Here is a 21,116-nt window from a genome sequence, read left to right as displayed (position 1 = left end):
AGCGAACGATGAAACCATCCGTGATTCTGTATAAAAGCCTGCCGGACGATCTGCGTGCCCGGCTCGACGCCCACTTCAGCGTAACCGAAATCAAAGATCTGTCGCCGGAAAGCCAGCAGCAGCACGCTGACGCGCTGGCGCAGGCTGAGGGATTGATCGGCTCCGGCGGCAAGGTCGACGGCGAGCTGCTGGCAAAAATGCCGAAGCTGCGCGCCTGTTCGACCGTATCGGTAGGCTACGACAATTTCGACGTCGAGGCGCTCAACCAGCGTCATGTGCTGCTGATGCATACCCCGACGGTGCTGACCGAAACGGTGGCCGACACCATGATGGCGCTGGTGCTAAGCAGCGCGCGCCGCGTCACCGAACTGGACGCGTGGGTAAAAGCGGGCCAGTGGAACAAAAGCATCGGGCCGGATAAATTCGGCATCGACGTACACCACAAGACCCTCGGCATTCTCGGCATGGGCCGCATCGGCATGGCGCTGGCGCAGCGCGCGCACTTCGGCTTTGGCATGAAGATTCTCTATAATGCGCGTCGCGAACATGAAGAGGCGCAGTCGCGCTTTAGCGCGCAGCGCTGCGATCTGGAAACGCTGCTGAAAGAGAGCGACTTTGTCTGCATCAGCCTGCCGCTGACCGAGCAGACGCACCATATGATCAGCGCGGAACAGCTGAAGCTGATGAAGCCGAGCGCCATCCTGATCAACGCCGGACGCGGCCCGGTGGTGGACGAAGAGGCGCTGATCGCCGCGCTGAAAGAGGGCACCATCCATGCGGCGGGTCTCGACGTGTTCGAGCAGGAGCCACTGACCGCGTCGCCGCTCTTCTCGCTGCCTAATGTGGTAACGCTGCCGCATATCGGTTCCGCCACCCACGAAACGCGCTACGGCATGGCGCAGGACGCGGTGGAAAACCTGATCGCCGCGCTGACCGGCAAGGTGGAAAAGAACTGCGTTAACCCAGACATACTTAAGTAATCTGCCCTTTCCATTGCGCCCGCCGCTGGCGGGCGTTATCGTTGATCCCCCATTCGTCACACATTTTTAACTTCTATATGTCTTTTTCTCAGTTCGGCGACAAGTTTACCCAGCCCACCGGCATCTCACGTCTGATGGAAGATATGGGCGCAGGCCTGCGTACCCCCGGCACTATTATGCTCGGCGGCGGTAACCCGGCGCAGATCCCGGCGATGAATGATTATTTTCAGCAGCTGCTGCAGCAGATGCATCACGAGGGCAAGCTGAGCGAAGCGCTCTGCAACTATGACGGCCCGCGCGGCAAAGCGACGCTGCTGAACGCGCTGGCGACGCTGCTCAGCAGCGAACTGGGCTGGCCGGTTACGGCGAACAATATCGCCCTGACCAACGGCAGCCAGAGCGCATTTTTCTATCTGTTTAACCTGTTCGCCGGCCGCCGCGCCGACGGCAGCAAAAAGCGCGTGCTCTTTCCGCTGGCGCCGGAATACCTGGGCTATGCCGATGCCGGACTGGACGAAGGGCTGTTCGTTTCCGCCAAACCCAATATTGAGCTGCTGCCGGAAGGCCAGTTTAAATATCACGTTGATTTCGAACATCTGCCGATGCATGACGATATCGGCCTGATCTGCGTGTCGCGTCCTACCAACCCGACCGGCAACGTCGTGACCGACGACGAACTGATGCAGCTCGACGCGCTGGCGCAGCTGCACGATGTGCCGCTGCTGATCGACAACGCCTACGGCGTGCCTTTTCCCGGCATTATTTTCAGCGACGCGCGTCCGCTGTGGAATCCCAATATTATTCTCTGCATGAGCCTGTCGAAGCTCGGTCTGCCCGGCGCGCGCTGCGGCATTATCGTCGCCGACGAAAAGACCATCAGCGCCCTCAGTAATATGAACGGCATTATCAGCCTGGCGCCCGGCAGTATCGGTCCGGCGATCGCCGCGGAGATGATCCAGCGCGGCGACCTGCTGCGGCTGTCGGAGGAGGTGATCAAGCCGTTCTATCAGGCCAAAGTGACCGAAACCATCGCTATTCTTCGCCGCCATCTGTCAGAAGATCGCTGCCTGATCCACAAGCCGGAAGGCGCGATTTTTCTCTGGCTATGGTTCCGCGATCTGCCGATCAGCACCGAAGCGCTTTACCAGCGCCTTAAGGCGCGCGGCGTTCTGATGGTGCCGGGCCACTTTTTCTTCCCCGGTCTGGAGCAGGCGTGGCCGCACACGCATCAGTGCATGCGCATGAACTATGTACCGGACGCTGAGAATATTGAGCGCGCGGTGACGATTCTGGCGGAAGAGGTTGAAAAGGCGTTTGCAGAGCAGCTTTAATTCGCAGTTTTAAACGTGCGCCGGCGTGTCCGGCGCTTACCCCTCTTTCACCTCCACCAGCGACTCCCGACACCACTGCGCCAGCTGGCGGATCGCCTGCTCCACCTCTTCATTCCAGCCGAAGCCGGCGTTGAGCCGAAAACAGTGGTCGTAGCGATCGTCGGTGGCGAAAATATGGCCCGGTGCAATACCGATACCGGCGTTGCGCGCCTTGAGGAACAGCGCACGCACGTTGAGCGCCCGGTGCGGCATCTCCACCCACAGCACATAGCCTCCTTCCGGCTCTGAAACGCGCGTGCCCGGCGGGAATTCGCGCAGCAGCGACTGACGCATCTGCTGAATCTGGCCGGCCAGCTCGCGCCGCAGCTTGCGCAAATGGGCGTCATAGCCGCCGCTGCGCAGCAGCTCGGCGATCGCCGCCTGCGACAGCGTTGAGGTGCCCATGGTCGAGGTATATTTCAGCGACGCGATCTTGCGCATGTAGTTGACGCTGTGTACCCAGCCGATGCGAATGCCGGGCGCAATGGTTTTGGAAAAGCCGCTGCAGAGAATGGCGTTGGGGCTAAAGGCGCGCATCGGAAAAGGCCGCCGCTCACCAAATGCGGTATCGCCAAAAATATCATCTTCGACGATCACTACGTCGTTCTCATCGGCCTGACGGGCGATATAGGCCTTCTGCTCGTTGGGAATCGATTTGCCGAGCGGATTGTTGACGTTGCTGATGGTAAGAAAGGCCTGCACCGCCCGGCGGCGAAACAAGGCGGTAAGTTTTTCGACGTCGACGTAGCCTTCCGGCCCGGCGTCAACTTCGATCACGCGCAGGTTGAGATTATGCAGCATCTGCAGCAGCACGAAGTAGCAGGGCGACTCTACCGCCACTACGTCGCCAGGCCTGAGCGTGGCGCGCAGCGACAGCGACACCGCCTCGATACAGCCGTTGGTGATAAGAATATCGTCGGCGCTGATATTGCAGCCGTACTCCACCGCGCGACGCGCGATTTCATGCTTAAGCGGCAAATAGCCGGTGCCCTTAACGGTGTTGCCCAACAGCGCCGGTTTGCTGTATCCCATCTGGCGCATCAGCAGCCCGATTTTTTTAACCGGATAGAGCGAGCTGTCGCCGTTCGCCAGGTCGAGACGAACGCGGCACTCCGAGCCGAGGATCGCCAGGTGCATCTCTGTCTGTTCATCCAGCGGCGCAACAAGCCGCGGCTGTGCCAGCTGCGTCGGCGCTGTCTCCTGGTGCCCCTGCCGCGCCGCGACGAAAAAGCCCGATTTCGGCTTCGCCACCGCAAAGCGCTCATCCTCCAGCGTGCGCAGCGTTTTTAGCGCGGTCGTCAGGCTGACGCTGTACTGCGTCGCCAGCGTGCGCACCGAAGGCAACCGGCTGTCGGGCAGCAGCGATCCGCTGCGGATAGCCTGCTTGATCTGCTCAGCTATCTGGCGGTAACGACTGCTTTGACTCTCCTGCTGGTCCGTTTCACCGGGCATCTGTTCCACCCCATATCGTACTGATCTGTGCGTATTCAAGAGAGTACATTCAAAGTACTTTAGGCTGCATCTCTTAATTATTTATGACGCGCAACCGTCTCGTTTGCCGCGTCCGGCTCCCTGACGTCCGCCTTCGCCCAGGCATTCATTGCTACACCGCTTAATGGCCTGTTTTTCATGGAATCAGCAGGTTCCATGCAGATAAACGAATTTATCAGCCAAAGGAAAACGCGAAAAATGAATAATCTGTCCACCATGATGAGAGAAATTGAAGGCTACCTGACGCCGGCAATCATCGATTCCGCTAAACGGTGCTCTCATCGCCTGCTTGCCGCCCTGCCGGACAGCGAGCATCTGTCGCGCAACTGCGTTCTGCTCGCCTACGGCGGCGGGAAAGACAGCAGCTATATGGTGGCCTACGTGCGTTACATCCAGGGCCTGATCTGGCAGCAGCGCGGCGATACCTTTCGCCTGCGCATCAGCACCAACCGCCACGCCGCCATGAGCGACAGCGTGATGGAGAATATCGACCGCGTTTACCGCGCGCTGGCTATTCACCATGACGCCTTCGTAGAGAGTCTGATCGTCGACGGCCAGCAGATCCGCCCTTTCGAACGTCATCTTCCCCTGCCCGCCTCGGTGCGCCAGCAAAACCGCAGCGACGTGCTGATGAACGGCCACCGCTTCCGCGCCGACGCGCGCTCCACCTTCTGCAACGCCTGTAACCTCAGCATGGTTAACTCGTTTGGCCTGGCGGCGCACTATAACGGCGGCGTGGACATGATTATCACCGGCGATTCGCCGCAGGAGCAGACCGCCTATGTCGCCTGGGCGCGGCACCTTTCGCGCCTGTTTGACGCGCCGACGGCGGAGAAAGATCAGGGCTTTCGCGGCTTTTTGCAGACGCTCGACGGCGTGGCCCTGCGCTACTCGGCCGCTATTCACGGCGAGGAGGCGGTGACGCCCGCGCGCCGCATCATGCATCAGCTAGCGCGCGATCCGCTGTTCTTTAATATCTACCAGGACACCGCCTATGAAGCCGGCGCGCACTGGGCGCTGCTCAACGACTTTATGCGCTTCCGCTTTGACCCGCTTATGTTCAGCTTTTCTGAATCGGACTGCGGCAACCCGACGCTGATGGCGCATATTCGCGGCCTGCGCGCGGAAACGCTCTTGCAGCGCAGCTACGCCGAAGGCATTCGCGAATATGTCCGCTTCGCGCTGGGACTCATGGAGCAGAAAGATTTTCCGCCTCAGCTGATCGCCGAAATGGCGGCGCGCTATCGCGACGACGCGGCGATTGAACAGCAGCGCCAGCGCGCGGCGCGCTTCGCCGAAGAGACGTTTGGCCTCGACGACACTCAGCTGGTTTGCATGATCTATTCGCCCTTTATCGCGCAGGGCAGCCAGCTGCGCAGCTGGCTGACGCAGCAGCAGATCGGGCTGGACGAGGCGGCGATTCGCCAGCTGCTTGCCGGCGAACGCGACGACGCGGCGCTGGCGCAGCAGCTTGGCCAGCTTTCCGGACTGGATCTTGCTCAGCTGCGCCACTGCTGGCGCAGCAGTCAGGTGAGCTCGCTGCTGGAGGGCAAAAGCGCCGATCCGCTGTCGCGCGTGCTGCGCTTCGATCCGCATAAGGCTGTGATTCAGGTAAACCACGGCGTCCTGCAGGATACCGTGACCGAAGTGATCTCCGGGCGCTGATCCCGGTAAGGCGAAGCGATGAGAAAAATTTTCCTGCAAATAGGCGCCACGCGCGACGGCCAGAACCCCTACTGCGAGGTGGCGAAGCGCGACGGCTATTTTACCGTGCTGGCGGAGATGAGTGATTTCGTCGACTACCAGTCGCTTAGCCTGACGCTGCCGTTTGATCTGATCGTCCGCCTCGATCGGCCGGAAAATCCCTGGGAAGTGCTGCAGGCCTGCCTGCATGCCGGGCTGCTGGAGCATCCGCGCGTGGTGCTGGCCGGCTTTGAAGCCTACAACGCCAGCGCCGGCCGGGTGCGGGAAATCCTGGCCGGCCCCGATGCGCCGCGCACCTTTATCCCGCTGGATAAATATGCCCAGCGGATGGCGCTGAAAAAAGCCTGGCCGCGCTTTCCGCAGCCGGAGTTCCGGTTTTTCGCCTCGCCTCTCAGCATTCTTGATGCCCACCAGGCGCTGATCTATCCCTGCGTTATCAAGCCGGTAGACAGTGGCGGCGGGCTGGGGATCTGGCTGGTGGAGGCGCCCGAACGCCTGGCGGGCGTGGTGCGGATGCTGGAAGAGACCATGAACTACGGCGGGCGCAGCTTTAGCGGGTTTATCGTCGAAAGCTGGCTGGACGGCGACGAGTATTCACTGCAGGGCGTGGTACACGACGGGCATCCCTATGCCCTTACCTGCTGCCAGAAAGTGATCGAGCAACATCGCGACGCTCAGGGCGGCATCAGTTTTTACGAATCCGGCCACGTCGCCGTTGCCGCCAGCACGCTGCCGCCCGCCTTTGCCAGCCTGATGGCGTTCTGCTGCGAAACCTTCAGCTACCGGCTCGGCGCCTTTCATATCGACTTCATCATGGTGGATGGCGTGCCGCATTTTCTTGAGATGGGCTTTCGCCTCTCCGGTATGGGCGTTGCCAGCCTGGTCGAAGAGACAACCGGCATCGACTGGGTGGCGGTCGCGTTCCGGCTTGAAGCGGGCGGCGAGATGCCCGCGCTGCGCTTCAGCGCGCCGCCGCGCGCCGTTGGCCAGCTGCGCCTGCGTCAGCCGGCCCAGCTCCGCCGGGCGGAAAGCTGGATCGCCGAACATCATCAGGGCGCGCTGCTGCCGCCGCTGACCTTTCCCGGCTTACAGGTGTCGCGGCGCTCGTCGCTCTATGCCGATTTAACGCGCCATGCGGGCATTCTCGGCACGTTGCGCCTGTCGGCCACCGGCCGGGACGACATTCTGGCCGTTTTTAACAGCGTGGTGCGCGCGGCATCTCGCTTTTCAGAAGGAAATTTATTGTGTGCAGAATGATTCTGGCGCAGGGCGAATTCGACGCGGCGCAGGTGCTGGAGGCGGCGCGCGCCATGAGCTGCGGCGAAACCGCCTGTCATGACGGGCCGATCAAAGAACACCCGAACGGCTGGGGATGTTTATGGCTGGAGGCGGGCGAGATCCGCACGCTGCGCGGCAGCGGCCCCTTTGCCGACGCGCTGCCCGACATTGATGTCGACAGCATCAAAGGCCGCTTTCTGGCGGTGCATGTGCGCCACGCCACGCTGAGTAAAAACCAGGGCCTGGAGTTTGCCCACCCGCTGCTGCGCGACAGCGCGGGCACGCGCTGGTACATGATGCATAACGGCTTTATGCCGACGGTCTACGCCCGGCTCGGCATGGCGGCCTCCCGCTTCGACTCGGCGGAATATCTGGAATATCTGGTGGATCGCATCACCCCGGCCGACTTCACGCGCGATTACCTGCGCGACAAGCTGGCGCAGGTCGAACCAGGCGGCAGCGCCGGCAACGCGATTTTCGTGACGCGCGACCGGGCATGGGCCTGGCAGTGGCACCCGCAGGATACGCCTTATCCGCACTACTTCACGCTGCACGTTTTGCAGCAGGCGCGCTGTACCTACATTTCGTCTGAACCTGTTCCAACCCTGGGCGACGCCGCCGGCTGGCGACGCATGGCTAACCATGAACTACGCGAGATTCCTTTGGGGGAGTAAATATCATGGCTATTTTCAATCAGATACGCGTGATCAATCCCAGCATGTATGTAGAACGCACCTGGCTGGACGATATTGTCACGGCGCGCGTGCCGCTGCTGGTGCTGCGCAACTTCCTGACCGATGAAGATCGTCAGGAGGTGGTGACAGATTTGCAGCGCTGCCGCGAGCAGATCCGCGTGTCGCACTATCCCAACGGCGCGCTCACTACGCTCGGCCCCTATCTGGCGAAACATACCGCCGCCCCGGAGAACTACTTTACTGAATGGCGCGATATCGCGCCGTCGCTGCCGCCGTCGCTCGCCGCGCTGCGCCTGCAGATCTATGAGTGGGTGCGCCACGCGCTAAAGCTGGAGAGCCTGCAAACCGCCTATGAGCCAGCCCTGGGGGACTACGCCGGTTCCATCGTGCGCTTCCACGCCGACGGCGTCGCCAATCCGCTGCACAACGACAATATCGTCCGCGACGCCGCAGGAACGGGGTTGGCGGTGACGCAGATCCTGCACCAGCTGAGCTGCGTGGTCTGCCTGCAGGAGTGCAACGCGGGCGGCGGGCTGCGCATTTTCAACAAAAAATGGTCGCCGGATGACGAGCGCTTTAAAACGCCGGGCGAACTCGGCTACCAGAGCGGCGTGGTGATGCAGAGCGAAACCTGCGAGTTCGTGCCGCGCAGCGGCGATATCTACCTGTTTAATCCCGCCTTTTACCACGAGATCGATCGGGTAGAAGGCGATACCCGCATCACTATGGGCTTCTTTTTTGGCCTGACCGATAAAAAAATGAAACACGCCATCGCGTGGAGCTGACGCCCAGCGCGCAGCCTTGCAAGACGAGGAGAAGAGATGACGACATTTGCAAACATTACCGACCTGCTGGATCGGCACGAAGCGGACTATCGCGTGGTAGAACATGAGGCTATCGGCCAGACCGACACCATTAGCGCGCTGCGCGGCAATGCGCTTAACCAGGCGGCGAAGGCGATGGTGCTGGAGGTCGCTATGCCAGACGGTGCCGAACCGCGCTTTCTGCTGGCGATTGTGCCGGGCGACTGCAAAATCAATTTTAAAAGCGCCGCACGCGCCATCGGCGGCAAAAAGTCGAGCTTCGCCGCGCCCGAGATGGCGCAGTCGCTGACCGACTGCGTAATGGGCGCGGTGCCGCCATTTAGTTTTGATGACCGGCTGGCGCTGCGCGTCGATACGCGCCTGCGCGACGTCGGCACGCTGTGGTTCAACGCCGGTGCGCTGGAGAAGTCGATTGCCCTTGATGCAGAGGACTATCGCCGTATCGTGGGCGAAGCCTGTTATGCCGATATCGCCACTCCCGTGGCGGTTAGCGCCTGACGGCTGAGGAAAGGTTATGTCAGTTAAAGATATGTTGCTGGCGCTGTGCGTCGTGGTGGCGTGGGGCGTTAATTTCGTGGTGATCAAGCTCGGCCTGCAGGGGATGCCGCCCTTTTTGCTGGCGGGCCTGCGCTTTTCCCTGGTGGCGTTTCCGGCGATCTTTTTTGTCTCTCGCCCCGTCATTCCGCTGCGCTGGCTGGTGGTCTACGGCATGACCATCAGCTTTGGTCAGTTCGCTTTTCTGTTTCTCGCCATCAAGCTCGGCATGCCCGCCGGGCTCGCCTCGCTGGTGCTGCAGGCGCAGGCGTTTTTCACGCTGCTGCTGGGCGCGCTGCTGCTGGCGGAAAAGCTGCGCTGGAATCATATTGCCGGCGTGCTGATCGCGACGCTGGGGATGTTTATGCTGGCGACGGCGGGCATGGAGGGGCAGTCGGCCGCGGGCATTACGCTGACGACCATGATGCTGACGCTGGCGGCGGCGCTGTCGTGGGGACTGGGCAATATCACCAACAAGATTATCCTGCGCAATCGCAAGGTGCCGGTGATGTCGCTGGTAGTGTGGAGCGCGCTGGTGCCGGTGCTGCCTTTCTTCGCCTGCTCCTGGCTGTTCGAGGGAGAAGAGGCGATAGTATTCAGCCTGACGCACATCTCGCTGCAAACGGTACTGGCGCTGATCTATCTCGCCTTTATCGCCACCATCGTCGGCTACGCCATCTGGGGCAACCTGCTTAGCCGCTATGAGACCTGGCGCATCGCCCCGCTGTCGCTGCTGGTGCCGGTGATCGGCATTCTCAGCGCCGCGCTGGTGCTGGGGGAGCACCTCTCGGCGCAGCAGATGCTGGGGGCAGCGGTGATTATCCTCGGCCTGCTGGTGAATGTCTTCGGCGGTCTGGTGAGCCAGCGCCTGGCGATGCGCACCCATCCTTAACGGCGCGGCGTTGCGCACGATGGCTGCACCGCAGCCATAAAAAAACGCCGCGAAAGCGGCGTTTTTTTCTCGTTGATTCTGATTAGTTCAGAATTTCAATCCGGCGCGGTTTCGCCTCTTCAGGGACGATGCGTTCCAGATCGATGCTCAACAGGCCATTTTCCAGGCGTGCATCGCGGACCACGATATGGTCGGCCAGCTGGAATTTGCGCTCAAAGTTGCGTTCGGCGATACCCTGATAGAGATATTTACGTTCGGTCTGCTCTTCAGGATGTGCGCCACGCACAATCAGAACGTTATCGTGAGCGGTAATATCCAGTTCGTTCTGGGCAAAGCCTGCTACCGCGATGGTAATGCGATAGTGGTTTTCGCTGACCAGTTCGACGTTGTACGGAGGATAGCCGCCGTTGCTCTGGTTCTGGTTGGACTCCAGCAGGTTAAACAGGCGATCGAAACCGATAGCAGAGCGATAAAGTGGAGCAAGATCAAAATTACGCATGGAATGACTCCTGATATTCAGCAAGTTTTGGCAACCTTCCACCATGGACAGGTTGAGCGGCGCCCCGATGTCCCTGTCGGCGACAGCGAGCGCGTCCGTAGCTTAAAAATGGGTATGCCCAGACTGGTTTCAAGAGGCGAAACGCAATTTTTTTCGCCAATCCGCTGAAGTGGCATACACTCAGGGGACCTTTCGTCTGACATAGCGCACCTTGCCGTAGAGTGAGGACGTTAGCGGACAAGCTAACTCAGCCGGGGCGAACGCCACAGTTGAAGGGATGATGAAGATGAAAAGATTGAAGGCATTTCCTCTGGCAGGCGCGCTGGCCTGCTGCACCTTTACGCTTACAGGATGCTCCAGCGTCATGTCGCATACCGGCCCGAATCAGGGCTACTATCCGGGCACGCGCGCCAGCGCCGATATTCTGGTCGACGATCAGAGCAGCTGGGCGCTGAAGCCGCTGGCGCTAATCGATCTGCCCTTTTCAGCCGTGCTGGATACGCTGCTGCTGCCGTGGGACTACGCGCGCAGCGACGACGATAAATCGATCGATTCCCCGCGTGAGCGCATTCTTCAAAGCGAAAAACTCAACCACACGCAGGAAAATCTGGCGCAGGCCGCACCCTATCCTGCGGCTACGCCGACACAGTAAAGAGCTGGCGCCAGCCGTCGACCTCACGCATAAAGGCGATCAGCTGCCCGTCCGGCGACCAGACCACCGCGTCGCCGCTCGGCGGCTCTTCGCTGCGGTCGGTCAGCGGCTGACAGGCTCCGCTGCTGATATCGCAGCGCATCACCTGGTTGTCGCTAATAAACGCGACGGCCACGCCCTGCGGATGCCAGCTAAAGGCCGACTGCACCGAATGCGCCAGCCGCGTCACCTGGCGCGGCTCGCCGCCGTTGGGCGACACCGTCCAGAGCTGAACCACATCCTGCTCGTCCGCCATTAAAAAGGCGATGGCGCTGCCGTCAGGCGCGCTGCGCAGCCAGTGGCGCGGCTGCTGGGCCAGTCCGCGCGGCGTATTGGTCAGGCGACGCTGGTGCACGCCGGCGGGCGGCGCGGGCAGGCTGCTCTCCGTGCCCTCCAGCGGTTCGTCGCCCGGCATGGCGTACGCCTCCAGCGCCTCCGGCAGATCGACAATAAACACTTCCGGCTGTTTATCGCCCGCGGCGGAGAGCGTGTCGCCGATAAAGGCGATGGCCCAGCGCTGCCAGCTGCCGTCCGGCTTTTGATAGCCGCGCGTGCCGATCCAGCCCTCTTCACAGGCGCGGTTAATCTCGTCGCTGCCTGGACGCGGCGTGGCGGTAGTGCGGCTGATCAGCACGCAGAAGTGGCTGCCGCCATATTCGCGAGGATGCTGTTTAATCGGATCCACCGCGCGCAGCGGCAGCGCGATGCCGACGTTGCGCAAATCTTCTTTCAGGTCCTTCTCATGCATCACGTGATCGTTGTAGGTGAAGCTGACGCGCGTACCGTCCGGGCTGAAGAGATGCACATGCGAGCCGCCGCGCAGCGCGCCGGGCGTAAAGGGTGGCGTGATATCGCAGGCGTCGAGGTTTTGCGCGCGGCCGTTTTGCACGATTACGCCGCGCCGGTGATGGAAATCGTAATGCCAGCGCTCGTCGGGCTGTTCCGGGCCGTGAATGCACAGGTAGCGCGGCGGCAGATCCGGGCTGACGGTTACCACGCCCACGTGGGCGCCGTCGGTTGCGCGATAGAGCACCTCGACCGCGCCCGTCTGCACGTTGACGCGCTCAATGGTCTCGCTGGTAAAGGAGGCGCCCGACGGACGCACGTCAAAAGCGAGCCACTGGCTGTCGGCGGTCCAGACGTTGCTGTTGGTAAGCTGATGGTGTCGCGGGCTAAAGGTGATCTGTTTTTCGCGCATAGGGCAACCTGACTAAAAATGTTGCCCCACACGCTACGCCAAAAGCGTTAAAGATGCAGCTCTGATTTCGGCTGCGGCGCAGCAACGCCCTCAATCGCCCGTTTACGCCCGACGAACAGCCCCAGCACCCCGCCGAGGATAAGCGCGCCCGCCACAATCAGCAGGCCGTCGTTATAGCTGCTGGTGGCGTCTTTAATACGTCCCATTACCGGCGGAAAAGCCAGCCCGGCGATATTCGCCACCGCATTGATCAGCGCCACCGACGCCGCGCCCGCCACGCCGGAGACCGTTTCGGTAGTCACCGCCCAGAATACCGGCGTAATGGCCCAGTTCAGCCCGACCATCAGCACCAGCAGCAGATACGCCATCCACTGCTGCGGCACCGCCAGCGCCGCCAGCAGCAGCAGACCCGCCGCCATCAGCGGCAAGCCGAGATGGCGCGCCCGTTCGCCGGTGCGATCGGAATGGCGTCCGTTAAGGTACATAAAAATGCAGGCGAACAGAAAAGGCACCGCCGACAGCAGGCTGACCGTCAGGTTGCTGCGCTCCGCCGCGACCGCTTTGACAATCATCGGCAGAAACAGCGTTACGCCGATGGTGCCGAAAGCCTGCAGCAGCCACAGCAGGCTCAGCGTCCAGACGCGTCTGCTTTTCAGCGCGATGCGCCAGTTATGATCGCGTATCGCTGAATGCTGCTCGTCGCGCGCCAGCGTCTGCTGCAGGTAGCTGCGCTGCTCCGCCGTCAGCCAGCGCGCGTTAGCTGGCGCATCGTCGAGGTAGAACCAGGTGACAATGCCGAGCGCGAACGCCGGAATGCCTTCCAGCAGAAACAGCCAGCGCCAGCCTTCGACGCCCAGCATGCCGTGCAGATTAAGCAGGCTGCCCGACAGCGGCAGGCCGATCACCGACGCCAGCGCCGCGCCGATATAAAACAGCGACATGGCGCGCGCGCGGTCGCTGCGCGGATACCAGCAGCTCAGATAAAAGATGATGCCGGGCGTAAAACCCGCCTCCGCCGCGCCGAGCAGAAAGCGCATTACGTAGAGCTGCGTCGGCGTCTGCACCAGGCTCATGCCCGCGGCGATGATGCCCCAGCTCACCATAATGCGCGCGATCCAGCGGCGCGCGCCGACGCGCGTCAACAGCACGTTGCTCGGCACTTCAAAGATGATATAGGTGACATAGAAGATACCGGCGGCGATGCCGTACATTTCAGCGGTCATGGCTAAATCGGCATTCATCTGCAGCGCGGCGACCGAGATATTGGCGCGGTCGATATAGGCGATCAGGTAGAGCAGCATGATAAACGGCATGATGCGCAGGTTCATTTTCTTAATGGTGCTGAGGTGAAGAGGGTTGTTCATCGCAAGATCCTCAGTTCAGGTAGGGTAGCAGCAGATAACCGTTTGATTTTTTTTAAATAGTCATGCCGCAGCCTGTAACGGCTGCGTTCGATCATCAGCGCTGCGACGCTGTGCGATCGACCTTCATTAGCGGTTTGATCTCAGTTGGGAAGAGTGACGCTGATTGTAGTATCCAAAATTAAATTTGTACTACAATACAGATCACAAAACAGACAATGCGGGCCAGCAGGCCCGCGTGGAAAGCGAAAAATGCGAGGCTGGACGGCGGAATGCCGTCCGGGAAGGGTTAGAGCACCAGCTCTTCGATAGCGTGCGCGACGCCGTCTTCCATATTGGTTTTGGTAACGAACTGCGCAATCTGCTTAACGGAGTCGATGGCGTTGCCCATTGCGACGCCCATGCCGGCGTACTCGATCATCGCCAGGTCATTTTCCTGGTCGCCGATCGCCATTACCTCGTCGCGCGCCAGGCCCAGCTTCTCTGCCAGCATTTTAACGCCCTGACCTTTGTTTACGCGGCGATCGAGGATCTCTAGGTAATACGGCGCGCTCTTGAGAAGGGTGTAGTTCTGCTGCGCCTGAGCCGGCAGGCGCTGAATAGCACTATCCAGCAGAGCGGGTTTATCGATCATCATCAGCTTGGGAAAACGCGTGGCGCGGTCCATCTCTTCCACTGCGCGGTAGCGCACCGGAATGCCGGTCAGGCTCGCCTCATGGATGGTGTATTCGCTGAGATCTTTGTTCGGCGTATAGAGCGAGGATTTGTCGAACGCCTGGAAATGGACGCCCAGATCGCGTGCCAGCTGTTCAATATAGAGATAGTCGTCAAAACCCAGCGTGATTTCCGCCACGCACTCGCCATCTTTGGCCTGCTGCACCAGCGCGCCGTTGTAGCTGATGCAGTACTGGCCGTCATCCACCAGGCCGAGCTCCATCAGGTAGCGCTGGATCCCCACGTATGGACGCCCGGTCGCCAGCACCACGGCAACGCCTTTTTTATGCGCGCGATCGATAGCTGACTTAACGCCAGCGGTGATCTCGTGCTGCGGGTTAAGCAGCGTGCCGTCCATATCAATTGCAACCAGTTTAATCGCCATAGCTTCCTCGTTGAGTCAGGGTTTGGCTTAAATGCTAGCGCGATTCAGCTCACTCTGACCAGTTTGGCGGCCATTCAGGCATAAAAAAACCCTTCCGGTTGGGAAGGGTTTGCAAGCTGGAGCCGGCGTGGGTGACAGAAACCGATCGCAAAGTCGCTGTTCGTCATCCCTGACCGCTCGGCCCACGACTTCCTGTCGCGGGACGCTTTGCTCTTCGGTTCCTGTCACCCACACTTTAGCTTTAGTCGCCGTCTGTTGGCTTAAATATCGATATTGGCCGCTTTCAGGGCGTTCTCTTCGATAAAGGCGCGGCGCGGCTCGACCGCATCGCCCATCAGCGTGGTAAAGAGCTGATCGGCGGCGATAGCGTCCTTGATGGTGACGCGCAGCATGCGGCGGCTGTCTGGATCCATTGTGGTTTCCCACAGCTGCTCGGCGTTCATCTCGCCCAGACCTTTATAGCGCTGTACCGACAGGCCGCGACGCGACTCTTTCACCAGCCATTCGATAGCCTGCTCAAAGCTGGCGACCGGCTGACGGCGTTCGCCGCGCTCGATGTAGGCGTCTTCCTCAATCAGGCCGCGCAGCTTCTCGCCCAGCGAGTTGATTTTACGGTACTCCGGTCCCTGAATGAACTCGGCGTCCAGCGTATAATCGGTGTCGACGCCGTGCGTGCGCACGCGCAGCACCGGTTCGAAAAGGTTCTGCTCGCGGTTTTCACGGACCTGGGCGACATAGCTGCTGCCGTGGGTTTCGCGCTCGGCCAGGAAGGCCACCAGCGCCTCCAGCCAGGCCTGAACCTCCGCCTGATTGCTCAGATCGCTCAGCGTTGGGTGATAAACCAGCGCGCGCAGCAGCGCGACCGGATAGCGGCGCTCCATACGTTTGATCATCTTCTGGGTGCTGTTGAACTCCGCAACCAGATTTTCCAGCGGCTCACCGCCCAGCGCCGGCGCGCTGGCGTTGGTGTGCAGGGTCGCGCCGTCCAGGGCGATAGCGATTTGATACTGATCCATCGCCTCATCGTCTTTGATGTACTGCTCCTGCTTGCCTTTCTTCACCTTGTAGAGCGGCGGCTGCGCGATATAGACGTGGCCACGCTCGATAATTTCCGGCATCTGACGATAGAAGAAGGTCAACAGCAGCGTACGGATGTGCGAGCCGTCGACGTCCGCATCGGTCATGATGATGATGCTGTGATAGCGCAGCTTATCGGGATTGTATTCGTCGCGGCCGATGCCGCAGCCGAGCGCGGTGATCAGCGTCGCCACTTCCTGCGAAGAGAGCATCTTGTCGAAGCGCGCTTTCTCTACGTTAAGGATTTTACCCTTCAGCGGCAGGATCGCCTGATTCTTACGGTTGCGGCCCTGCTTCGCCGAGCCACCCGCGGAGTCACCCTCCACAAGGTAGATTTCAGAGAGCGCGGGATCGCGCTCCTGGCAGTCCGCCAGCTTGCCCGGCAGGCCCGCCAGGTCGAGCGCACCCTTACGGCGCGTCATTTCGCGTGCGCGACGCGCTGCTTCACGGGCGCGGGCGGCGTCGATAATCTTGCCGACCACGATTTTCGCGTCGCTCGGGTTTTCCAGCAGGTATTCGCTCAGCAGTTCGTTCATCTGCTGTTCCACCGCCGATTTCACTTCAGAAGAAACCAGCTTGTCTTTGGTCTGTGAAGAGAACTTCGGATCCGGCACTTTAACCGACACCACGGCGACCAGGCCTTCACGGGCGTCGTCGCCGGTGGCGCTGACTTTCGCTTTTTTGCTGTAGCCCTCTTTGTCCATATAGGCATTCAGGGTACGCGTCATCGCCGCGCGGAAGCCCGCCAGGTGCGTGCCGCCGTCGCGCTGCGGAATGTTGTTGGTGAAGCAGTAGATGTTCTCCTGGAATCCGTCATTCCACTGCAGCGCCACTTCCACGCCAATGCCATCTTTTTCGGTGGAGAAATAGAACACATTCGGATGGATAGGGGTTTTGTTTTTATTCAGGTATTCGACAAACGCCTTAATGCCGCCTTCGTAGTGGAAGTGATCGGCTTTGCCGTCACGCTTGTCTTCCAGACGAATTGATACGCCGGAGTTCAGGAACGAGAGTTCGCGCAGGCGCTTCGCCAGAATGTCGTATTCAAACTCGACAACGTTGGTGAAGGTTTCGTGGCTCGGCCAGAAACGCACGCGGGTGCCGGTCAGATCGGTTTCGCCGGTGACGTTCAGCGGTGCCTCAGGCACGCCGTGCACGTAAGTCTGCTGGTGCACTTTGCCTTCGCGACGAATGGTCAGCTCCAGCTTCTGCGACAGGGCGTTCACAACCGAGACGCCCACGCCGTGCAGACCGCCCGATACTTTATAGGAGTTATCGTCGAACTTGCCGCCTGCGTGCAGCACGGTCATGATCACTTCCGCAGCGGAAACGCCCTCTTCTTCGTGAATGCCGGTGGGAATACCACGGCCATCATCCTGAACGGAAACGGAATTGTCGGCATGAATGGTCACGACGATATCACTACAGTGACCGGCGAGCGCTTCGTCGATTGCGTTATCCACGACCTCGAATACCATATGGTGCAGACCGGTGCCGTCATCCGTATCGCCGATATACATACCCGGACGTTTGCGTACCGCATCCAGCCCTTTCAGAACTTTGATACTTGAGGAGTCATAAGAATTCGACATCAACGTTTCTCGCTCATTTAATCTTCAGGTTGAACCGCTATTTTACCCTGTTCCACGCGGAACATCTTGCCCTTTTCGTCACTCATATCGATGACATGATCGGTGGCGATAGCGCTGACAAACACCTGAGCCTGCGTGGCTTTCAGTCGTTGCGCCAGCAGGCGCCGACGGCTGTCATCCAGCTCGGAGGCGAAGTCATCAATCAGGTAAAGACAGCGGCGTCCGCTCTGGCGCGTCAGGAACTCGCCCTGCGCCAGACGCAATGCACACATCAATAGTTTTAACTGGCCGCGCGACAGCAGATCTTCAACCGGCGTGCCGTCGGCGCGTATGCGGAAATCCGCTTTATGCGGGCCGCTGGCGGTATAGGTCAGCGCACGATCGCGCTCGAAATTGCGCTCCAGCAGCTCGGCGTAGGCGCTCTCTTTGTCCCAGCCGCGCTGGAAAGAGAAGTTCAGCGCGAACTCTGGCAAAAACTGCCCGCAGGTGGCGACGATCTCCGCTGAAATGGCTTCGCTGTATTCCGCGCGCCACTGGCTGATCTGCTCCGCCAGCGGCACCAGCTCCTGATCCCAGGCGCGGATTTGGCTGTAGCGCGTGACCTGACGCAGCGCGGCGTTGCGCTGCTTTAGCAGGCGCCGCAAATTGCTCCAGGCGTTGAAGAAACCGGGTGTGTTGTGAAAACAGCCCCAGTCGACATAGGCTCTACGGTATTTGGGGCCGCCGTTGAGCAAAGTAAACCCCTCGGGCGTAATTAACTGCATCGGCAGCAGCTGCGCCAGCTCCGCGACTTTATGGCCGTCGCTGCCGTCGATGCGCACCTTGCTGTCACCCGCGCGGTTTTTGGTCAGGCCAACCGAAATTTCCCGCTCGCTGCCCTCAATGCGACCGTGCAGCACAAAGGCGGCTTCGTCGTGGCGGATCACGCGTCCCGCCTGCAGGCTGCGAAACGCGCGACCGTGGCCAAGCGTGTAGATCGCCTCCAGCACGCTGGTTTTGCCGCTGCCGTTTGCGCCGACCAGGAAGTTAAATCCCGGCGCCAGCGCCAGATCGGCCTGCTCGATATTACGAAAGTCTTTGATAAGGAGGCGGGTTAAAGCCATGAATCAGTCCAGCGTGAAGGGCACAAAGAGGTATCGCCTTTAAGCAGCCTGTGGCCAACGGCGAAGCCCGATAACGGCCTCACCATCATCAGGCCGTCGGTGTTGCAGCCAGTCAGGTTGCGGCCAGCGCGCAGGCCCTGGGCGCATACTGAAGTATGTGACCAGGGACGAGCACTGCCCGCGACCAGAATGGCAAGTAAGCCAGGCCGATATATTCTATAACCGCATGGGCATTACGACGTAGGCGGCGGCCGGACTCGCGAGATCTTCGATCTGCACGCTCGACACCGAATCGGTCAGCAGCAGACGCACGTTCTCGCACTTCAGCGCGTTCAGTACGTCCAGCACGTAGCTGACGTTAAAGCCGATCTCCAGCTCGCTGCCGCCGTAGGTCACGTCCAGCATCTCTTCCGCCTCTTCCTGTTCAGGGTTATTAGCGGTGATCTTCAGCTGATTTTCGGTGATATAGAGGCGAACACCGCGGAATTTCTCATTCGACAGAATGGCCGCGCGTGCAAAAGCCTGCTTGAGAATATCGCAGCCCGCTTCCAGCACCTTGTCCGGGTTTTTCGGCAGTACGCGACGATAGTCGGGGAAGCGACCATCCACCAGCTTTGAGGTAAAGATAAAGTCGCCGACGTGGGCGCGGATATTGCTGCTGCCAATCTGCACCTGAAGCGGCGTCTCACCGCCATCCAGCAGGCGCACCAGCTCAATCACCCCTTTACGCGGCACGATCACCGAATGGTTCGGCAGCGCCTGACCAATCGGCATCGAGCAGACCGCCAGACGGTGGCCGTCGGTGGCGACGGTGCGCAGCTCTTCGCCTTCGGTCTCAAACAGCATGCCGTTGAGGTAATAGCGCACATCCTGATGCGCCATAGAGAACTGCGTCGCCTCGATCAGGCGCTTCAGCGTCGCCTGCGGCAGCGTAAACTCCACTTCGCTCTGCCAGTCGTCCAGATTAGGGAAGTCGCTGGCCGGCAGGGTGGAGAGCGAAAAGCGGCTGCGCCCGGAGCGCACCAGCATACGTTCGCCTTCCAGCGTGACGTTAATCTCCGCGCCCTCGGGCAGTCCGCGACAGATGTCGAGGAATTTACGCGCCGGGACGGTGGTTGCGCCCGGCTCGTGCGGCTGGGTCAGCGCCACGCGCGCCACCATCTCCATTTCCAGATCGGTGCCGGTCAGCAACAGCGTACCGTCGTTGACCTGCATCAGCAGATTTCCCAGGATCGGCAGCGTCGGGCGACCGCCTAACGGGCCGCTGACTTGCTGCAGCGGCTTTAGCAACTGTTCACGTTCAACAATAAATTTCATAGCGTCAGGAGGATAAAGTTCGAATGAGATTAGAGAAATCTTCTTTTATGTCGTGGCTCTCTTCGCGCAGCTGCTCGATTTTGCGGCAGGCGTGAAGCACCGTGGTGTGGTCGCGGCCGCCAAATGCGTCGCCGATTTCCGGCAGACTGTGGTTGGTCAGCTCTTTCGCCATCGCCATCGCCATCTGGCGCGGACGCGCGACCGAGCGCGAACGGCGCTTGGACAGCAGATCCGCGACCTTAATTTTGTAATACTCCGCCACCGTCTTCTGGATATTGTCGATGGTCACCAGCTTTTCCTGCAGCGCCAGCAGATCGCGCAGCGCTTCGCGCACAAAATCGATGGTAATGGCGCGGCCGGTAAAGTTAGCGTTGGCGATTACGCGATTCAGCGCCCCCTCCAGCTCGCGGACGTTGGAGCGCAGGCGTTTGGCGATAAAAAAGGCAACTTCGCCCGGCAGACGAATATCGTTCTCATCCGCTTTTTTCATCAGAATCGCCACGCGCGTCTCCAGCTCTGGCGGCTCGATGGCGACCGTCAGTCCCCAGCCGAAGCGCGACTTCAGGCGATCTTCCACGCCGTTGATCTCTTTAGGGTAGCGGTCAGAGGTCAAAATGATCTGCTGATTGCCTTCCAGCAGCGCGTTGAAGGTGTGGAAAAACTCCTCCTGCGAGCGCTCTTTATTGGCGAAGAACTGAATGTCATCGATAAGCAGTGCATCAACGGAGCGGTAGTAGCGCTTGAACTCTTCAATGGCATTGTTTTGCAGCGCCTTCACCATATCCTGCACGAAGCGCTCGGAGTGCATATAGACCACTTTGGCATTCGGCTTGCGCGCGATAATGCCGTTGCCAACCGCGTGCAGCAGGTGGGTTTTGCCCAGGCCGGTGCCGCCATAAAGGAAGAGCGGGTTGTAAGCGCCGCCAGGATTGTCCGCCACCTGACGCGCCGCCGCGCGCGCCAGCTGGTTGGATTTACCTTCAACGAAGTTATCGAAGTTATGACGGTTATTTACGTTAGAGCGGTAGGTCACATCGGCCGGTGCCGGGACGTTATCCCAGCTTGGGCGCAGAATCTGCGCAGGCGCAGGACGGCTCTCGACCGGTGCGGGCGCGCTAACGCTCGCCATCGCCGGCTGGCTCATCGCCGCAGGCTGCTGCTGTACGGCGCGCGTCCCGACTTCGAAACGCAGCAAAGGCACGTCCACGCCGCAGAATTCGTTCAGCAGCCCGTTGATGTTATTGATGTATTTATCTCGTACCCAGTCGAGCACAAACCGATTTGGTGCATACAAGGCCAGCGTATTGTCGTTTAACTCCGCCTGCAGCGGTCGAATCCACATGCTGAATTCGGTGGCAGGAAGCTCATCCTGCAAACGGGCAAGACACTGTTGCCAGAGCGTAAGTGACAC

At 60.2% G+C, this 21,116-nt stretch carries 18 protein-coding genes; 9 read left to right on the top strand and 9 right to left on the bottom strand.

Annotated features, from left to right (window positions below; translation table 11 throughout):
- Positions 1–8 precede the first annotated feature (8 nt).
- Both ghrB and LB453_RS02520 read left to right on the top strand, forming a co-directional pair.
- Positions 9–980, top strand: coding sequence for a glyoxylate/hydroxypyruvate reductase GhrB (gene ghrB, locus LB453_RS02525; protein WP_103797117.1), 972 nt, complete (start codon positions 9–11; stop codon positions 978–980).
- A gap of 77 nt (positions 981–1,057) precedes the next feature.
- Positions 1,058–2,311, top strand: a complete 1,254-nt coding sequence (locus LB453_RS02520; protein ID WP_103797170.1) for a valine--pyruvate transaminase — start codon at positions 1,058–1,060, stop codon at positions 2,309–2,311.
- Between the two features lie 36 nt (positions 2,312–2,347).
- On the opposite strand, the gene LB453_RS02515 is transcribed toward LB453_RS02520, so the two are convergent.
- Entirely contained in the window at positions 2,348–3,802 is a 1,455-nt protein-coding gene (locus tag LB453_RS02515) for a PLP-dependent aminotransferase family protein (protein ID WP_103797116.1), read from the bottom strand.
- A 237-nt stretch (positions 3,803–4,039) separates the two neighbouring features.
- Between LB453_RS02515 and LB453_RS02510 the strand changes: the two genes are divergently transcribed.
- Genes LB453_RS02510 through LB453_RS02485 form a run of 6 tightly spaced genes read left to right on the top strand, consistent with a single transcriptional unit; the run spans position 4,040 to position 9,768 of the window.
- Positions 4,040–5,506, top strand: a complete 1,467-nt coding sequence (locus LB453_RS02510; protein ID WP_103797169.1) for a hypothetical protein — start codon at positions 4,040–4,042, stop codon at positions 5,504–5,506.
- An 18-nt stretch (positions 5,507–5,524) separates the two neighbouring features.
- Positions 5,525–6,802 carry an acetyl-CoA carboxylase biotin carboxylase subunit family protein gene (locus LB453_RS02505; protein WP_103797115.1) on the top strand — a complete coding sequence of 426 codons (1,278 nt, stop codon included), beginning with the start codon at positions 5,525–5,527 and terminating at the stop codon, positions 6,800–6,802.
- The gene (locus LB453_RS02500; protein WP_103797114.1) at positions 6,799–7,497 is read left to right on the top strand and encodes a class II glutamine amidotransferase; all 699 of its coding nucleotides are present in this window, start codon (positions 6,799–6,801) and stop codon (positions 7,495–7,497) included. The genes LB453_RS02505 and LB453_RS02500 overlap by 4 nt, the downstream gene beginning before the upstream one ends.
- A 5-nt stretch (positions 7,498–7,502) precedes the next feature.
- Complete coding sequence (locus tag LB453_RS02495) at positions 7,503–8,303, top strand: hypothetical protein (RefSeq protein WP_224481583.1); 801 nt, start codon at positions 7,503–7,505, stop codon at positions 8,301–8,303.
- Between the two features lie 36 nt (positions 8,304–8,339).
- A complete protein-coding gene (locus LB453_RS02490; RefSeq protein WP_103797113.1) occupies positions 8,340–8,840 on the top strand; it encodes a YbaK/EbsC family protein in 501 nt (166 codons plus the stop codon).
- A 16-nt stretch (positions 8,841–8,856) separates the two neighbouring features.
- Positions 8,857–9,768 carry an EamA family transporter gene (locus LB453_RS02485; protein WP_103797112.1) on the top strand — a complete coding sequence of 304 codons (912 nt, stop codon included), beginning with the start codon at positions 8,857–8,859 and terminating at the stop codon, positions 9,766–9,768.
- 82 nt (positions 9,769–9,850) lie between these two features.
- On the opposite strand, the gene ibpA is transcribed toward LB453_RS02485, so the two are convergent.
- Positions 9,851–10,267, bottom strand: coding sequence for a small heat shock chaperone IbpA (gene ibpA / locus LB453_RS02480; protein ID WP_033755460.1), 417 nt, complete (start codon positions 10,265–10,267; stop codon positions 9,851–9,853).
- A 286-nt stretch (positions 10,268–10,553) separates the two neighbouring features.
- Between ibpA and LB453_RS02475 the strand changes: the two genes are divergently transcribed.
- Positions 10,554–10,919, top strand: a complete 366-nt coding sequence (locus LB453_RS02475) for a YceK/YidQ family lipoprotein (RefSeq protein ID WP_224481582.1) — start codon at positions 10,554–10,556, stop codon at positions 10,917–10,919.
- On the opposite strand, the gene LB453_RS02470 is transcribed toward LB453_RS02475, so the two are convergent.
- From LB453_RS02470 to dnaA, 7 genes are all read right to left on the bottom strand, one after another.
- Positions 10,903–12,156: a DUF3748 domain-containing protein gene (locus LB453_RS02470; RefSeq protein WP_103797110.1), complete on the bottom strand. Its 1,254-nt coding sequence runs from the start codon at positions 12,154–12,156 to the stop codon at positions 10,903–10,905. The two genes, LB453_RS02475 and LB453_RS02470, sit on opposite strands and share 17 nt — an antisense overlap.
- A gap of 47 nt (positions 12,157–12,203) precedes the next feature.
- Positions 12,204–13,520 carry an MFS transporter gene (locus LB453_RS02465; RefSeq protein WP_103797109.1) on the bottom strand — a complete coding sequence of 439 codons (1,317 nt, stop codon included), beginning with the start codon at positions 13,518–13,520 and terminating at the stop codon, positions 12,204–12,206.
- Positions 13,521–13,806: 286 nt separating this feature from the next.
- The gene (gene yidA, locus LB453_RS02460; protein WP_103797108.1) at positions 13,807–14,616 is read right to left on the bottom strand and encodes a sugar-phosphatase; all 810 of its coding nucleotides are present in this window, start codon (positions 14,614–14,616) and stop codon (positions 13,807–13,809) included.
- 260 nt (positions 14,617–14,876) lie between these two features.
- On the bottom strand, positions 14,877–17,285 hold the full coding sequence (gene gyrB / locus LB453_RS02455; protein WP_103797107.1) for a DNA topoisomerase (ATP-hydrolyzing) subunit B: 2,409 nt from the start codon (positions 17,283–17,285) through the stop codon (positions 14,877–14,879).
- Between the two features lie 17 nt (positions 17,286–17,302).
- A complete protein-coding gene (gene recF, locus LB453_RS02450; RefSeq protein WP_103797106.1) occupies positions 17,303–18,388 on the bottom strand; it encodes a DNA replication/repair protein RecF in 1,086 nt (361 codons plus the stop codon).
- A gap of 216 nt (positions 18,389–18,604) precedes the next feature.
- The gene (gene dnaN, locus LB453_RS02445) at positions 18,605–19,705 is read right to left on the bottom strand and encodes a DNA polymerase III subunit beta (protein ID WP_103797105.1); all 1,101 of its coding nucleotides are present in this window, start codon (positions 19,703–19,705) and stop codon (positions 18,605–18,607) included.
- A gap of 4 nt (positions 19,706–19,709) precedes the next feature.
- A complete protein-coding gene (gene dnaA / locus LB453_RS02440; protein ID WP_103797104.1) occupies positions 19,710–21,116 on the bottom strand; it encodes a chromosomal replication initiator protein DnaA in 1,407 nt (468 codons plus the stop codon).

The sequence above is a fragment of the Pantoea agglomerans genome (assembly GCF_020149765.1).
Classification (GTDB): domain Bacteria; phylum Pseudomonadota; class Gammaproteobacteria; order Enterobacterales; family Enterobacteriaceae; genus Pantoea; species Pantoea alvi.
The sequence above is the reverse complement of the archived record's forward strand: the minus strand, read 5'-3'. Positions and strand labels throughout refer to the sequence as shown.

Coding starts and splice junctions, on each gene's coding strand:
- LB453_RS02505 (WP_103797115.1), top strand. CDS start 5,525: ATGAGAAAAATTTTCCTGCAAATAGGCGCCACGCGCGACGGCCAGAAC.
- LB453_RS02515 (WP_103797116.1), bottom strand. CDS start 3,802: ATGCCCGGTGAAACGGACCAGCAGGAGAGTCAAAGCAGTCGTTACCGC.
- ibpA (WP_033755460.1), bottom strand. CDS start 10,267: ATGCGTAATTTTGATCTTGCTCCACTTTATCGCTCTGCTATCGGTTTC.
- LB453_RS02490 (WP_103797113.1), top strand. CDS start 8,340: ATGACGACATTTGCAAACATTACCGACCTGCTGGATCGGCACGAAGCG.
- LB453_RS02485 (WP_103797112.1), top strand. CDS start 8,857: ATGTCAGTTAAAGATATGTTGCTGGCGCTGTGCGTCGTGGTGGCGTGG.
- dnaN (WP_103797105.1), bottom strand. CDS start 19,705: ATGAAATTTATTGTTGAACGTGAACAGTTGCTAAAGCCGCTGCAGCAA.
- LB453_RS02500 (WP_103797114.1), top strand. CDS start 6,799: ATGATTCTGGCGCAGGGCGAATTCGACGCGGCGCAGGTGCTGGAGGCG.
- recF (WP_103797106.1), bottom strand. CDS start 18,388: ATGGCTTTAACCCGCCTCCTTATCAAAGACTTTCGTAATATCGAGCAG.
- gyrB (WP_103797107.1), bottom strand. CDS start 17,285: ATGTCGAATTCTTATGACTCCTCAAGTATCAAAGTTCTGAAAGGGCTG.
- LB453_RS02495 (WP_224481583.1), top strand. CDS start 7,503: ATGGCTATTTTCAATCAGATACGCGTGATCAATCCCAGCATGTATGTA.
- LB453_RS02475 (WP_224481582.1), top strand. CDS start 10,554: ATGAAAAGATTGAAGGCATTTCCTCTGGCAGGCGCGCTGGCCTGCTGC.
- yidA (WP_103797108.1), bottom strand. CDS start 14,616: ATGGCGATTAAACTGGTTGCAATTGATATGGACGGCACGCTGCTTAAC.
- ghrB (WP_103797117.1), top strand. CDS start 9: ATGAAACCATCCGTGATTCTGTATAAAAGCCTGCCGGACGATCTGCGT.
- LB453_RS02470 (WP_103797110.1), bottom strand. CDS start 12,156: ATGCGCGAAAAACAGATCACCTTTAGCCCGCGACACCATCAGCTTACC.
- LB453_RS02510 (WP_103797169.1), top strand. CDS start 4,040: ATGAATAATCTGTCCACCATGATGAGAGAAATTGAAGGCTACCTGACG.
- LB453_RS02465 (WP_103797109.1), bottom strand. CDS start 13,520: ATGAACAACCCTCTTCACCTCAGCACCATTAAGAAAATGAACCTGCGC.
- LB453_RS02520 (WP_103797170.1), top strand. CDS start 1,058: ATGTCTTTTTCTCAGTTCGGCGACAAGTTTACCCAGCCCACCGGCATC.